Below are 13899 nucleotides of genomic sequence, written 5' to 3' on the forward strand. Positions count from 1 at the left end.
AAGCGCTGGATGCTTTTCATCCAACGCTTGTCGTTTCATCCTTGATTATCCTTTTCGTGCAAGCTCTCTTTCTCTCAGCTCTACACGGCGAATTTTCGCTGACGGTGTTTTTGGCAGCTCGTCAATGAATTCGATTTCTCTTGGGTATTTGTACGGTGCTGTTGTGTTTTTTACATGTGTTTGCAGTTCTTTGATCAGTTCATCACTTTGCGCAGTGCCATCACGAAGAACAACGTATGCTTTGACGATGGACCCTCTGATTTCATCTGGGCTCGCCACAACCGCACATTCCTTCACTGCTGGATGCTTGATCAGTGCATCTTCCACTTCAAACGGTCCAATGGTATAGCCTGAGCTGACAATGATGTCATCTCTGCGGCTTTCAAACCAGAAGTACCCATCTTCGTCTTTTTTCGCACGGTCACCCGTGATAAAGTACTTTCCACGGCGCTGCGCCTTTGTACGCTCTTCATCTTTATAGTATTCCTTAAATAGAGCCGGCGTTTCAAGATGAACAGCAATATCACCCACTTCTCCTGGAGCGCATACGTTGCCGTCCTCATCAATGATGTCCACTTCGTTGCCAGGGGTTGGTTTTCCCATACTGCCAGCCTTGATGTCCATTCCTTTTAGGACCCCTACTAGCAGAGTACTTTCTGTTTGGCCGTACCCATCTCGTACTTCTATATCGAAATGGTTTTTGAATGTATCAATGACTTCACGGTTCAGCGGCTCTCCCGCAGAAACAGCACTATGAAGCTTCGGCAGCTCGTACTGACTCAAGTCATCAACTTTGGCCATAAACCGATATTCTGTTGGTGTACAGCATAGGACATTGATTTCATTTTTTTGAAGCAATTCTAAGTACGTATTTGGATTAAACTTTCCTCCGTATACAAAGCCTTCCGCTCCACTTCCTAAAACAGATAAGAGAGGACTCCACACCCATTTTTGCCAGCCTGGTCCTGCTGTTGCCCATACTTTATCTCCTTCATTAATAGCGAGCCATGCTTTAGCAGCTGTGCGTAAATGTGCATACGCCCAGCCGTGTGTATGCACAACCCCTTTTGGGTTACCTGTTGTGCCTGATGTATAGGATAAAAACGCCATGTCTGTCCGTTCTGTTTGAGCCATTTGCAGCTCGCTTGACTGCTGATCCTTTTGCGCTAGAATGTTTGTCCAGCCATGATCGTTTTCACCAATCGAGAATGTTTTAAAATCATTTGGCTGATTCGTTCCCTCAAACGATTGAATGAATGACGCGTAAACAATCGCTCCCTTTGCTTCCGCATGTTCAATTCGATAATCTAAGTCCTTCGCACGAAGCATTTCTGAACAAGGAATGACGACCATCCCTGTTTTCAAAATAGCCAAATAAATGCTGTATGCCTCTAGCATGCGTGGCACCATCACAATGATTTTATCGCCTTTTTTAAAGCCTGCATCTAACAACACATGACCGATTTTATTGGCATCTTCCACTAATGCTGCATAAGTCACATGCGCTTCTCCGCCATTTCCGTCCTGCCAGTGCAGAGCCATTTTTTCGCGGTTATGACTGAATGCTTCAATCTCGCTGACTAAGTTATATTGTTCTGGTGCAATTAAGTCTTCTCTTTTCATGGTACAGCTCCTTTTTGCCTCTTTCTATGAAACCATTCATGTTTCAATTTACCTATTCTAACATTCATAACTGAAAAATGCTTGAATTAGGACCTACTCCTAGTATTATGCCATAATTTTCTCCATTCGTCCTCTTTTTTAAAAATATTCTAACAATTTATATGTACAAAAAGAAAAGAGCGGGAATAATCCCGCTCATAAGCCATAGCTTTTCAATTGTGTGTCTTAGAAAGATCCGCCACCCATATGTTGTTGAGCGTAAGATACAAGACGTTTAGTGATTTCTCCACCAACTGATCCGTTAGCGCGAGCTGTTGTTTCTGGTCCAAGGTTTACACCAAATTCTGAAGCGATTTCATACTTCATTTGGTCGATCGCTTGTGCAGCGCCTGGAACGACTAATTGATTAGAACTGCTTTGTCTATTTTGTTGAGCCATGTGTTCTCACCTCCTTGTGAATATAGAATGTGTAGAAACACATGACTTCATGCGATCAATTTTATGGTAATTATTATGAAATTTTTTCTTTAAAATAAATCAGCGAATTCGTCTGCCGCTTTCTTTTCATTTGTGACAATGATGGTTTCGATTTGCTCAACTGCCTCGTCAAGCATTGGCTCGAAATCAGCAAAGCTTTCGTAGCGTTCTACTTTTTCAAGCTTTGGTTTAGTTTTAGGCGACGGCGGCGTAAAGATTGTACAGCAATCCTCAAAAGGCTGAATGCTTGTATCATATGTGCCAATTCGTCTCGCTTCATCAATAATGTCATTTTTATCAACAGCAATCAGCGGGCGAATGATTGGCGTATTTGTGACATGATTAATGGCATACATACTTTCAAGCGTCTGGCTTGCGACTTGGCCAAGGCTTTCACCGGTAATAATCGCAAGTGCATCTCGCTTCGCTCTTATTTTATCTGCTATTTTCAGCATCATTCTTCTCGTTGATGTCATTGTATAGTTTTCAGGTACTTGTTTGTGAATCAACTCTTGGATTTTGGTGAAAGGAACAATGTGCAGCTTCACTTCGCCTCCATATGCGGCTAAACATTTTGCAAGATCAATGACCTTTTGCTTGGCACGTTCACTTGTATACGGGGGACTAAAGAAATGAACAGCTTCAATTTGAATTCCGCGTTTCATGGCCTGATAGCCGGCAACTGGGCTGTCAAAGCCGCCTGAAAGCATGAGCATCGCTCTTCCGCTTGAACCGACTGGCAAACCTCCTGCACCCTTTACATCTTTAAATGTAATATACGTCGCATGTTCTCTGATTTCAATTCGCAAATGAACATCTGGCTGTTTCACATTAACCGTTAAGTTTTCCGTATTCTTAAGAACATGTCCGCCAATTTCGCGGTTCATCTCATTTGAATCAAGGTCAAATTGTTTGTATGAGCGCTTCGTTGAGACTTTAAATGTATTCCCTTTTTCGTACACTTCCTGCACTGCCGTTAGCGCCGCTTCTTTGATTGCGTCCAGATTCGTTTCACATTTTACCGCAAGACTAAAGCTCTGAATCCCAAATACACTTTTGAGGTGCTCTGAAATCGGTTCAGGGTCTTCTCCGTTCAGCATGATGGTGATACGGTCTCTGTCAGATGCGTACTTTAATGCTTCAAAATCTTTCAATCCGAACCGAATATGCTGTCTTAGTTTTTCAATAAATTTCTTTCTATTTTTCCCTTTTGTTGAGATCTCACCAAAACGGACTAAAATATGATCATATTTCATGCTGTTATCTCATTCCTTTTAGTTTTTTTACACTTTGTGCGATAGATGTGATGATACGCTTCGTAAGCTCTGGTCCTTGTCCATACGTCAAACTGATTCTCATACTGCTTTTGGCCACTTCTTCTGCTTTACCCATAGCTAGCAGCACACGGCTTGGCTCTTTTTTCTTGGCTGAGCAGGCAGATGTTGTGGATACGTAAATGCCTTCTTTTTCTAGCATATGGAGTAGGACTTCGATTTGAATACCTGGCACTGAAAAATTCACAATGTGCGGCGCACTTTGCGTCAGCGGTGTGTTGAGGACAACACCTTCTATTTCTCCAAGCTGCTTTTGCAGCTGAGTTTTCAGCGCCAGCATTTCATCATGATGCTTTTCAGCATGTGCAATTGATTGTTTCATGGCTTTTGCTAAGCTGACAGCTCCAGCAGGGTTTTCAGTACCTGAACGGAGACCAAATTCCTGCTCTCCTCCTGTGATGAAAGGTGCAAGCTCTGTACCTTTTTTTAAAAAGAGAGCACCCGTCCCTTTCAAGCCATGAATCTTGTGACCTGACATCGTCAAAAGATCAACATCGACGTGTTTATTGAGGGATACCTTGCCAATGCCCTGCACCCCGTCGACATGAAAGAGTGCGTCTTTTGCATGCTCACGAATGATGCCAGCCGCTTCTTCAATTGGCTGGATGGCACCTGTTTCATTGTTCACATGCATCATACTGACAAGCACTGTATCAGGGCGAAGTACTTCTTTTAATTGAGTTAAATCTACATGGCCATGCTCATTTACTTGAATATAAGAGATATCAAAGCCAAATAAAGCTTTCAGCTGTTCAAACGATTCGATGACAGAGGGATGCTCAATTGTTGTTGTCACAATGTGTTTGCCCCGATTCATCTTGGCGAGAGCAGCCCCTTTAATGGCGATGTTATTCGCTTCTGTTGCGCCAGAAGTGAAAATAATCTCATATTGTTTAAAGCCTGTATAGTGAAGCATTTGTTTTCGCGTTTCATTTAGCAGCCTGCTTGCATCAATCCCGAGCTGATGAAGCGAGGACGGATTTCCAAAAAAACGTTCACTCACTTGTTGATATACTTGTAAAACCTCAGGGTACGGTTTTGTTGTTGCACTATTATCAAGATAAATCATACCTGGACTCCTTACAAAAAACTTTAAAAATAAATGCATTTATATGTTACCATATTGATGTCAGACAGAGAATTTTCTGAAAACGGCAGTTGACAACTTTTTATTTTCATAATATCATCCATAGTGCAATTGTCACATAACCACCTAAATTGTCAGAATATTTAAATTTGGCACAATACACTGATTGAGGAGGAACTATTTTGAAAAATAGTTTAAGTATAAAAGAGACATTAGCCATTGGTTTAATGCTTTTTGCATTATTCTTTGGCGCAGGAAATATGATTTTCCCACCAGTCCTTGGACAATATGCGGGTGAGAATGTATGGCTTGCTATCGGTGGATTTTTACTAACAGGAGTCGGTCTGCCGCTTCTAGGGGTTATTGCGATCGCCCTTACAGGTACCGGTGCAAAAGGGCTTGCGGATAAAGCTCATCCTATTTTTGGAACCATTTTCACTGTCATTCTATATTTATCCATAGGACCGTTTTTTGCTATCCCTCGAACAGGTACGGTTTCTTACGAGATTGGATTAGCACCGTTTCTGTCAAAAGCACAATCCTCTTCATGGATACCGTTATTCTTATTCACCCTTGTGTTTTTCACGATTACATATTTGCTCGCTTTGAATCCTTCAAAACTGGTTGATCGAATCGGCAAAGTGTTGACACCAATCTTATTAACGGTCATTGCGATTATTGTGTTTAAAGCCATTGCTACACCGATGGGAATCATTGGTGCGCCTGATTCAACTTATGAAACAAGCCCTCTCTTCACTGGGTTTTTAGAGGGCTATAAAACAATGGATGCTCTCGCTTCTCTCGTATTTGGAATCGTTGTTGTGACAGCTGTTAAAGAAAGAGGTATCACAGAGCGCAAATCTCTTGCGGCAGCCTGCATAAAAGCTGGTCTTGTTGCAGCAGCTGGACTGGCACTAGTATATATCTCACTTGCTTATGTCGGTGCTTCAAGTCCCGATGCAACCGGAATGGTTGGGGCAAATGAAGGTGGCAAACTACTTTCACTATCTGCTAACTTTTTATTCGGTTCTGCAGGTAACATTGTACTTGGCGCAGCCATTTTATTCGCTTGTCTAACAACAAGTATTGGACTTGTCTCATCTTGTGGCGAATATTTTTCAAAGCTTTTCCCATCACTTTCTTATCGTACAGTCATTCTCATTGTTTCTTTATTTAGCACATTCGTTGCAAACCTTGGACTGGCACAAATTATCTCTCTATCAGTCCCTGTACTTGTGGCGATATATCCACTGGCAATTGTTATTATTTTAATGTCGTTCCTTGACCGCTGGATTAACGGTAGACGAGTCATTTATGTCGTACCCCTGATCTTCACTGGATTTTTTGCCATCATCGACGGCTTATTGGCTGCTAAAATCAATCTCGGTGGTTTGCCTGACATCTTAGATTCATTTATTCCGTTTTACAATTTAGGTATTGGCTGGGTCATTCCAGCGATTATTGGCGCATGTATTGGTGTACTCATTTCAATGTTTACCAGCCCACCAAAACAACTCGCTTCATAATGATCTTCAACATCCCCTTCACCAGGGGATGTTTTTTTATTGTTCTCCATATACTAAAATAGAAAAATTCATGACTTTTGTACGAAAACACATGTTGACATCAGGCGTACATCCTTTATAATTAGTGAATGTTAATGCAGAACGGTTTTAGCAACTAATTAACAGAATATTTCAACATAATATTGGAGGCTTTATATTCAATGAAGGCAACTTTGTCGACGAAAGATACGGTTATTATAGGATTTATGCTATTTGCTCTATTCTTCGGCGCCGGTAATATGATTTATCCACCAGAACTTGGGCAATATGCTGGGCAAAATGTGTGGAAAGCAATGGGCGGTTTTTTATTAACAGGTGTCGGTTTACCCCTTCTTGGGATTATAGCGATCGCTTTAACAGGGCGTGACGCAAAGGGACTTGCGGATAAAGCACACCCAGTTTTTGGAACAGCCTTTACAGTCATTTTATATTTATCCATTGGGCCGCTTTTCGCTATTCCTCGTACAGGAACAGTCTCATATGAGATTGGCGCATTACCCTTTTTAGCGGGTGTACCAGCTTGGCTCTCACTTCTTTTATTCACACTTGCCTTTTTCGGTATTACGTATTACCTTGCTCTAAATCCAACGAAAATTGTGGATCGTGTAGGGAAAGTGTTAACACCGATTAAATTTACGATTATTTTAATCATTATTGTCAAAGCGATTTTGACGCCGATGGGCGTAATTGGCAATCCTGATGCATCCTATAGCAACGGATCATTTTTTAAAGGATTTCTAGAGGGCTATAAAACAATGGACGCTCTTGCTTCTATTGTGTTTGGGGTTGTTGTTATCAACGCCATTAAAGGACGTGGTGTGACAAGTAAGAAAGCACTCGCTTCTGCTTGTATCAAAGCTGGTCTAATTGCAGCGTGCGGATTAACTTTTGTTTATCTATCGCTTGCTTATTTAGGCGCTTCAAGTACACACGCAATTGGTTTTGTTGGAGATGGCAGTAAAATCTTGGCTCAGTCTTCTCAATTCCTTTTCGGCAGTCTAGGAAATATTGTGTTAGGCGCTGCGATTACAGTGGCGTGTTTAACAACAAGTATTGGTCTTGTCACATCCTGCGGGGAGTATTTCTCGAAATTATTACCTAAACTTTCTTATAAAACAGTCGTGACACTCGTGACATTATTCAGTTTCATCATTTCAAATTTTGGACTTGCTCATATTATCGCTTTCTCTGTACCGGTGTTAACTGCGATTTACCCGCTAGCGATTGTGATCATTGTTCTATCACTTGCAGATAAATGGCTTGGACATAGAAGGCCTGTTTATGTACTCTCTTTAATTTTAACAGGCTGCGTCAGTTTGTTTGACGGTTTAGCAGCAGCGAAACTCCCGATTGGTCCAGTGACGGATATCTTTCACACGATATTACCTTTATATGACCTTGGCATCGGCTGGATTGTGCCTGCTATACTCGGAGTCGTGATTGGATTCGTGATCTCTCTTTTCACTTCTTCTGCTTCAGAAGAACGTCAGAAACAAGCATCATAGCATGAAAAAAGCTGAAGTCCTGTTAATGGACTTCAGCTTTTTTATTGGTGCTGATATTCTTTTTCTTGCTGAGCTAAAAGCTTCTGCACGGAGCCAGGTGATGCTTTTTCAACAGCCGATGCTGCCACATCAAAAGAACCGTTATAATCGTAGGCATAAAATCTTCGTTCTGCCTCTTTTAATTGCTCTGATAAGATATGATTTTGACTTCTGAAACGATTCCCATATTGAATGATCCGTTCAATTTGATCCACTTTACTGAGCATCTCTTGTGTCTCATGAGTGACACTCTTCACTGTTTCAGAGGCTTCTTTTAATTGTTGATTCACTGCCGGCATGTTTAGAGGCAGATTCTCCAGCTGCTCGTGAACTTGCTGAATCATCTCCTGCGCTTTTTCAGCACGGTCTTTGATGTCAGCGGGTACGCCTGGAATGTTGCTTTTATGCAGTTGGCGCACTGTATCTGTGAGCATTGTTTTGAGTTCAGCCAGTGTTTCTCTCGCTTGTAATTCTTCTTTTCTTAATGATTGAAGATGGTCTTTAAACGTTTCATGCAATGCTTTTGCATCCTCGATAAAGGTCTCCAGCTGATTGATTTCATCCATTAATAATGAATACGCCACATGATCACGATCAAGCTTCTCGCGTATTTGCTTCATGAGCTTTTCGATTTCTTCTAAGCGCTTTTCGAATGCTTTCTGTTGATCAAGCTCTCCGGCTGTCAGCTTATAGCTTTCTTTCACAAGAGCCGTCTCTGCCTTTGTTTGCGTGTGATCTTGTTCAAGCTTTTCAAATGCTTCCGTAAGCTCAGGCATTTTGTTTTTGATTTCCTGGCCTGCTTCTACTTCTGCTTCCAGCTGATCATACAGCGTCTGAATCGCGTCGTCGATCATTTGCAGGATGCTTGACGCCTCATCTAAGTTGAGTTCATCAATGAGCAGCTTCTCCGCACGGGTCAGCTGTTTATTTAAGTTCTCCAGCTCTTTTGTCATCTGGATGTGCTCTAACTTGTAGCCTTTGTCTGTCATTTCTTTATAACCGTCTTTCAGCTTAGTCAGCTGACCTGGTACGGTTTGTTTGCAGTCCGCAATAAGCTTCGGTACATCATTAATATACATTTGAAGCTGATCGAGTCTGCGGTCTTGCTCAAGCAAAATTTTTCTTGCTTTCATGTAGTTCCCGTTTTCTGTCTCTTCTTCATACTGCTTGATCCCTTCCCAGGCCTCATCTAAGTCCTGCTCCATTTTGTCATAAAGGGTGCCATATAAATGGCTGTACGCAAGCAGATTTTTTCGAACCGTTTGGTATTGCTCTTTGACCTTTTCAATGTCTTTTCGGTTTTGTTCTTCACTTGTGACAAGGTCTGCAATCTCTTTTAAAATGTCTTCAATATTCGAATCAGCAGCAGTCAGCAAATCCCCAATATGTGCAAGAACTTGCTTGGCTTTGGAGAATCGATATTTATCAGAATACTCTTCTGCATCATATAATAGCTCCTCTACCTTTGGAAGATGGGCTGTGACGATATCGTCCCACTCCGCACGCCATCTTTCAAAAAATTGCTCTGTTTCTCCGGTCATTTTTAAATGTTTGATTTTTGAAATTTCTTCTACAATTGATCTGTTTAAAATTTCAATTTTCCATGCTTCCAATCGGTCAATCTCTTTATATATATTTTTTCGCAAAAAATAACCGACTGAAAACAAAGCAAGCAAAATGACAATTAAACCGATGATTAACTCCATAATGAGCCCCCTTGTTGTGATCTAAGTGATGTCAGGGTAAATGTGTCCCGAGTAGACCTGAGAACCCTTTCGTGTCCGCTTTGCATTTGTTTTTATAGCAGGATCGTATGTTTTCCAATACCATCCATTCACGGTTTTATGTATGTTTTTCCAAGAAAGTGTTTGAACGCTTTCTATCATTTGATCACACGTATCGATGTGACCTGCTTTTATGTATGCGGAAGCTGTCGTTTTCATTGTTATTATGATACCATGTAACCAGCATTTTTGGTCATGATTTTTCATTATTTTCGCTGATAAACATCACGTTTTTCAAAATATCGACAAGAGGTGACGACATGCTGAAACAAGATGCACATCTACATACACCGTTTTGCCCGCACGGCTCGCTTGATCCTTTTCATTCTTATATTGAAAAAGCCATAAAAAAGGGATTTGATTCCATCACCTTTACCGAGCATGCCCCGCTGCCTCCTTCGTTTCGAGATCCAACGCCTGAGCAGGATAGTGCCATGAAGCTCCAAGACCTTGAAGCATATTTAACGAAGCTGGATCAGCTGAAACTAGAGTACAAAGGACAATTAATAGTAAAAACTGGGCTTGAGGTTGACTATATCAAAGAGTATGAAGAGGAAACAAGTGCCTTTTTAGACTGCTACGGCCCCAAACTAGATGACGGCATTTTGTCTGTTCACTTTCTTCCTGCTGGCGATGAATATATTTGTCTTGATTTTGATGAACATGCATTCCAGCAGCTGTTGAACATCTATGGCAGCATCGAACAGGTCTATCAATGCTACTATGAGCAAATTCATTCTTCTATTCTATCATCTTTAGGCGACTATAAGCCAAAGAGAATCGGTCATATCACCCTTGTCCAGAAATTCAAACAGCTTTTCCCATATGAGATGTCGCCTGAACTCTGTCAAAGGGTCGCCCTTTGTCTTGAAGAAACGGAAAAAAAAGGTATGTCCTTAGATTTTAATACATCGGGTCTTCGTAAAACATATGCCAGAAGTATCTATTTAGATCAATGGATGATTGATCTTGCAAAACAGAAAAAAATTCCGCTCATATTCGGGTCTGATGCCCATCAAGCGGAAGATCTCGGGTATGCCTATGATCAATTTGAAGACATCATGAGTTTCAGATGAGTATCTAATTTCGGCTCTTTGGGTTCTAGCAAATGATGAAGCGAGCGGCTCAGTTCCTTAAAGTACATCTGATAAAAGTACGGTTCGTTTGGGTTCAAATAAAGCACCTCTGTTAAATATTGCGGCTGCAAATATGGCATCATCAGAAGTGATTTTAGCTGAATCATAAATGATGAGAGTGAGAGCTGCTCACAAATCACATGGGTTCTTTTTCCTTTTTCAATCATGAGCTGAAACAAATATTTTTCCTTTGTTAAATACGTTGACATGATTTCTCTGATGAGCGTCGAATCAATCGTCACCTCTCGATAAACGAAACGGGTTAATTGACGGTGTTCATGTTGATAAGATAAAATATCAAAAACTATATGAAGTAAACACTCTTTTGCGTGACGGGTCTCCATGTGATGAACTTGTGTTTCAATCATGTGAATGTAGCCTTCATAAAAATCGGATACGAGCTGCTCTAGCAGCCCTCCTTTTCCTTGAAAGTAATAAGATATATGAGCAACGTTGACATTTGCTTCCTTCGCAATCTCACGGACAGAGGTTCCAGAAAATCCTTTTTGGTTAAAAAGTCTGACGGCAGCATCAATAATACGGTCTTTTGTTTGCACTGTTGTTGATGTTTTCATCCGCTCACTCCTCTTCATATGTACATACTTCAAGCTGAAGGCGGAAGTTCCTTTTACATTTGCTCGACAAATCCCACATGCGAGACGCAAGTTATGTATTTTTGAGATAGAAAGTAGGAGATTTTCATGTTTCATGTCGAAAAACAGTCTGGCGACTCATCGAAAGACTATCAATTGCTTGTCAAACAAGTAGAAGCCATTACAGATGGTGAACATGATCTTATCGCCAATTTGGCGAATGCTGCGGCGTTATTGTATCACTCACTCCCTGAAGTGAACTGGGCAGGGTTTTATTTGGCAAAAGACGGCGAGCTTGTGCTTGGACCGTTTAACGGACTGCCTGCATGTGTACGCATCCCATCTGGAAAAGGCGTATGCGGTACAGCCTTTGCATCAGGTGATGTGCAGCGTATCGCAGATGTTCATGCGTTCCCTGGCCATATTGCATGTGATGCTGCATCGCAATCTGAGATTGTCATTCCGCTCAGGGTGAATGGCCAAATCATTGGAGTACTCGACATTGACAGCCCAGTAAAAGATCGTTTTAGTGAAGTGGATGAGACGTACTTAGTTCAATTTACAGAGGTCCTGCAGAATGCTTTGTCAGCCTCTACCGATGCATAATGATGCCCGAAAAAGCAGACTGATTGTCTGCTTTTTTCTTTTTCTCATCTGTGGGGACAGTCGCCATGCCTGATCTTCTCCCTCTAAATAGGTTGACTTCTTATATTCAGCGTCATATAATAGACTTTGTGTGAAATATGGCAGCCTTTTTGTTCGGCTTTTTTGTATCATTTTGTTCCTTCTATTTGGAGGTGCATCTTGTAACTCCCTGCTGCTGGAGCGAGGATGCATGAAAACATAATGACGAAAAAGAGGAAGAACAGACGGTTTTTATTTTTCACAAATAAAAACAATAAGGAGGAGTCACATTATGGCTCGCTATACAGGTCCAAGTTGGAAGATTTCCCGCCGTTTAGGCATTTCATTAAGCGGAACAGGTAAGGAACTTGAAAAACGCCCTTACGCTCCAGGCCCACATGGTCCAGGACAACGCAAAAAACTATCTGAATATGGTTTACAATTACAGGAGAAGCAAAAGCTTCGTCACATGTATGGTGTCAACGAACGTCAATTCCGTACACTATTTGACAGAGCTGCTAAAATTCCTGGTAAACAAGGTGAAAACTTCATGATCCTTCTTGAAACTCGCCTTGACAACCTAGTATACCGTCTTGGCCTTGCTCGTACTCGTCGCCAAGCTCGTCAGCTAGTGAACCATGGTCACATCCTTGTTGATGGAAGCCGTGTAGACATCCCATCTTTCTCTGTAAAACCAGGTCAAACGATTGCTCTTCGTGAGAAATCTCAAAACCTAACAGTTGTGAAAGAATCAGTTGAAGTAAACAACTTCGTTCCTGAATACCTTTCTTTCGATGCTGAAAAGCTTGAAGGTACTTTCACTCGTCTTCCAGAGCGTTCTGAATTAGCGCCTGAAATCAGCGAACAACTAATCGTTGAATTCTACTCTCGTTAATTTCATTACCCTGCAAAGTTTGAACAAAAAAACCCTAGAGTCCTTGATCATTCAAGGATTTCTAGGGTTTTTTGTTTGCTTTCTCCTATGAACAAATGACTTTAAAACATATATTGGAAAACAAATCATGCACGAGACGAGCACCGGGCAAGGCTTCCAAGAAGCGGCTGAAAAAGTTCTTCAAATGAAAAACTCCTTTTGAGTGCTTCTATAAGCATCTCTACACATTTAAGTTAGTCTAATTTTTTAATAATAATAGAAGCGTTCACGTTTGTTTGGGTTCCTCCTGCTAGAGTTTGAAGAGTCACTGCTGCTGCGGAAGTATGGTTTACAAGAGTAAGCGTGTCACCCGCTGCTAGAGCAAGGATTGCCTGACCGTTATTCTGTTGAGTACCAGCTCCTGAACCATAAACTGTGTTCGTCACAGGACCTCCATTTACAAATAAGGTGAATTGATTTGGCTCGACGCCAGAAACTGAAAAAGTAACCTCGTAGTTTCCTGGATTGGTGACTATAATTTGAGAAGTTCCAGGGGCATGAGTAATACCAGCAGTAATAATTCCAGTTGAGTCAAAAATCACTGGGGCTTCTAAAGCTACTGTTTCAGCACTTAGATTGTATACATATGCAAATTCAGCTAGCCCTGCTCCGGTTGCACCAGTCGCTCCTGTTGCTCCTGTTGCTCCCGTATCTCCTGTGGCACCTGTTGGACCGGTTGCTCCGGTTGCTCCTGTATCTCCGGTTGGACCGGTTGCTCCTGTAGCCCCTGTTGCTCCTGTTGCTCCTGTATCTCCTGTAGCCCCTGTTGCTCCCGTATCTCCTGTAGCCCCTGTTGCTCCCGTATCTCCTGTAGCCCCTGTTGCTCCCGTATCTCCTGTTGCACCTGTTGCTCCTGTTGCTCCTGTTGCTCCCGTATCTCCTGTGGCACCTGTTGGACCGGTCGCTCCCGTCGCTCCTGTATCTCCTGTGGCTCCTGTTGACCGGTTGACCGGTTGCACCGGTTGCTCCTGTATCTCCTGTGGCACCTGTTGGACCGGTTGCTCCTGTATCTCCTGTGGCACCTGTTGGACCGGTCGCTCCTGTCGCTCCCGTATCTCCTGTGGCTCCTGTTGCACCGGTTGCTCCTGTATCTCCTGTGGCACCGGTTGGACCGGTTGCTCCTGTATCTCCTGTGGCTCCTGTTGCACCGGTCGCTCCTGTATCTCCTGTGGCACCGGTTGCACCGGTTGCTCCTGTA

Annotated in this window: 13 protein-coding genes; 6 read left to right on the forward strand and 7 right to left on the reverse strand. The window is 42.2% G+C overall.

Going from position 1 to position 13899, the window contains the following annotated elements; genetic code table 11:
- Nucleotides 1–45 precede the first annotated feature (45 nt).
- The 4 genes from mbcS to C6W18_RS05050 form a co-directional block, all read right to left on the reverse strand.
- Nucleotides 46–1623: an acyl-CoA synthetase MbcS gene (mbcS, locus tag C6W18_RS05035; protein WP_034321046.1), complete on the reverse strand. Its 1578-nt coding sequence runs from the start codon at nucleotides 1621–1623 to the stop codon at nucleotides 46–48.
- A gap of 225 nt (nucleotides 1624–1848) precedes the next feature.
- Entirely contained in the window at nucleotides 1849–2061 is a 213-nt protein-coding gene (locus tag C6W18_RS05040; RefSeq protein WP_003216385.1) for an alpha/beta-type small acid-soluble spore protein, read from the reverse strand.
- Nucleotides 2062–2150: 89 nt separating this feature from the next.
- On the reverse strand, nucleotides 2151–3356 hold the full coding sequence (gene thiI, locus C6W18_RS05045) for a tRNA uracil 4-sulfurtransferase ThiI (RefSeq protein WP_105926330.1): 1206 nt from the start codon (nucleotides 3354–3356) through the stop codon (nucleotides 2151–2153).
- 4 nt (nucleotides 3357–3360) lie between these two features.
- Nucleotides 3361–4503 (reverse strand): cysteine desulfurase family protein, encoded by a 1143-nt coding sequence (locus C6W18_RS05050; protein WP_105926332.1) that lies wholly within the window; start codon nucleotides 4501–4503, stop codon nucleotides 3361–3363.
- A 200-nt stretch (nucleotides 4504–4703) separates the two neighbouring features.
- On the opposite strand from C6W18_RS05050, the gene brnQ (C6W18_RS05055) reads away from it, so the two are divergent.
- Both brnQ (C6W18_RS05055) and brnQ (C6W18_RS05060) read left to right on the forward strand, forming a co-directional pair.
- On the forward strand, nucleotides 4704–6047 hold the full coding sequence (brnQ, locus tag C6W18_RS05055; RefSeq protein WP_105926334.1) for a branched-chain amino acid transport system II carrier protein: 1344 nt from the start codon (nucleotides 4704–4706) through the stop codon (nucleotides 6045–6047).
- A gap of 200 nt (nucleotides 6048–6247) precedes the next feature.
- Complete coding sequence (brnQ, locus tag C6W18_RS05060; RefSeq protein ID WP_034321059.1) at nucleotides 6248–7591, forward strand: branched-chain amino acid transport system II carrier protein; 1344 nt, start codon at nucleotides 6248–6250, stop codon at nucleotides 7589–7591.
- Nucleotides 7592–7632: 41 nt separating this feature from the next.
- On the opposite strand, the gene ezrA is transcribed toward brnQ (C6W18_RS05060), so the two are convergent.
- Nucleotides 7633–9336 carry a septation ring formation regulator EzrA gene (ezrA, locus tag C6W18_RS05065; RefSeq protein ID WP_105926336.1) on the reverse strand — a complete coding sequence of 568 codons (1704 nt, stop codon included), beginning with the start codon at nucleotides 9334–9336 and terminating at the stop codon, nucleotides 7633–7635.
- Between the two features lie 338 nt (nucleotides 9337–9674).
- Here ezrA and hisJ point away from each other — a divergent pair, with 338 nt between their 5' ends.
- Nucleotides 9675–10490 carry a histidinol-phosphatase HisJ gene (hisJ, locus tag C6W18_RS05070; protein ID WP_105926338.1) on the forward strand — a complete coding sequence of 272 codons (816 nt, stop codon included), beginning with the start codon at nucleotides 9675–9677 and terminating at the stop codon, nucleotides 10488–10490.
- On the opposite strand, the gene refZ is transcribed toward hisJ, so the two are convergent.
- Nucleotides 10460–11125, reverse strand: coding sequence for a forespore capture DNA-binding protein RefZ (refZ, locus tag C6W18_RS05075; RefSeq protein ID WP_105926340.1), 666 nt, complete (start codon nucleotides 11123–11125; stop codon nucleotides 10460–10462). The two genes, hisJ and refZ, sit on opposite strands and share 31 nt — an antisense overlap.
- Nucleotides 11126–11251: 126 nt before the next feature.
- Between refZ and C6W18_RS05080 the strand changes: the two genes are divergently transcribed.
- Both C6W18_RS05080 and rpsD read left to right on the forward strand, forming a co-directional pair.
- Nucleotides 11252–11749 (forward strand): GAF domain-containing protein, encoded by a 498-nt coding sequence (locus C6W18_RS05080; RefSeq protein ID WP_105926342.1) that lies wholly within the window; start codon nucleotides 11252–11254, stop codon nucleotides 11747–11749.
- Between the two features lie 310 nt (nucleotides 11750–12059).
- Nucleotides 12060–12662 carry a 30S ribosomal protein S4 gene (rpsD, locus tag C6W18_RS05090; protein ID WP_034321074.1) on the forward strand — a complete coding sequence of 201 codons (603 nt, stop codon included), beginning with the start codon at nucleotides 12060–12062 and terminating at the stop codon, nucleotides 12660–12662.
- A 233-nt stretch (nucleotides 12663–12895) separates the two neighbouring features.
- Here rpsD and C6W18_RS20250 read toward each other — a convergent pair whose 3' ends face one another.
- Nucleotides 12896–13660 carry a BclA C-terminal domain-containing protein gene (locus tag C6W18_RS20250; RefSeq protein WP_223251623.1) on the reverse strand — a complete coding sequence of 255 codons (765 nt, stop codon included), beginning with the start codon at nucleotides 13658–13660 and terminating at the stop codon, nucleotides 12896–12898.
- Between the two features lie 20 nt (nucleotides 13661–13680).
- Here C6W18_RS20250 and C6W18_RS20255 point away from each other — a divergent pair.
- On the forward strand, nucleotides 13681–13899 hold a 219-nt coding region (locus C6W18_RS20255), incomplete at its 3' end, for a hypothetical protein (RefSeq protein WP_223251624.1).

The organism is Bacillus sp. LLTC93 (assembly GCF_002993125.1).
Lineage (GTDB): Bacteria > Bacillota > Bacilli > Bacillales > Bacillaceae > Bacillus > Bacillus zhangzhouensis.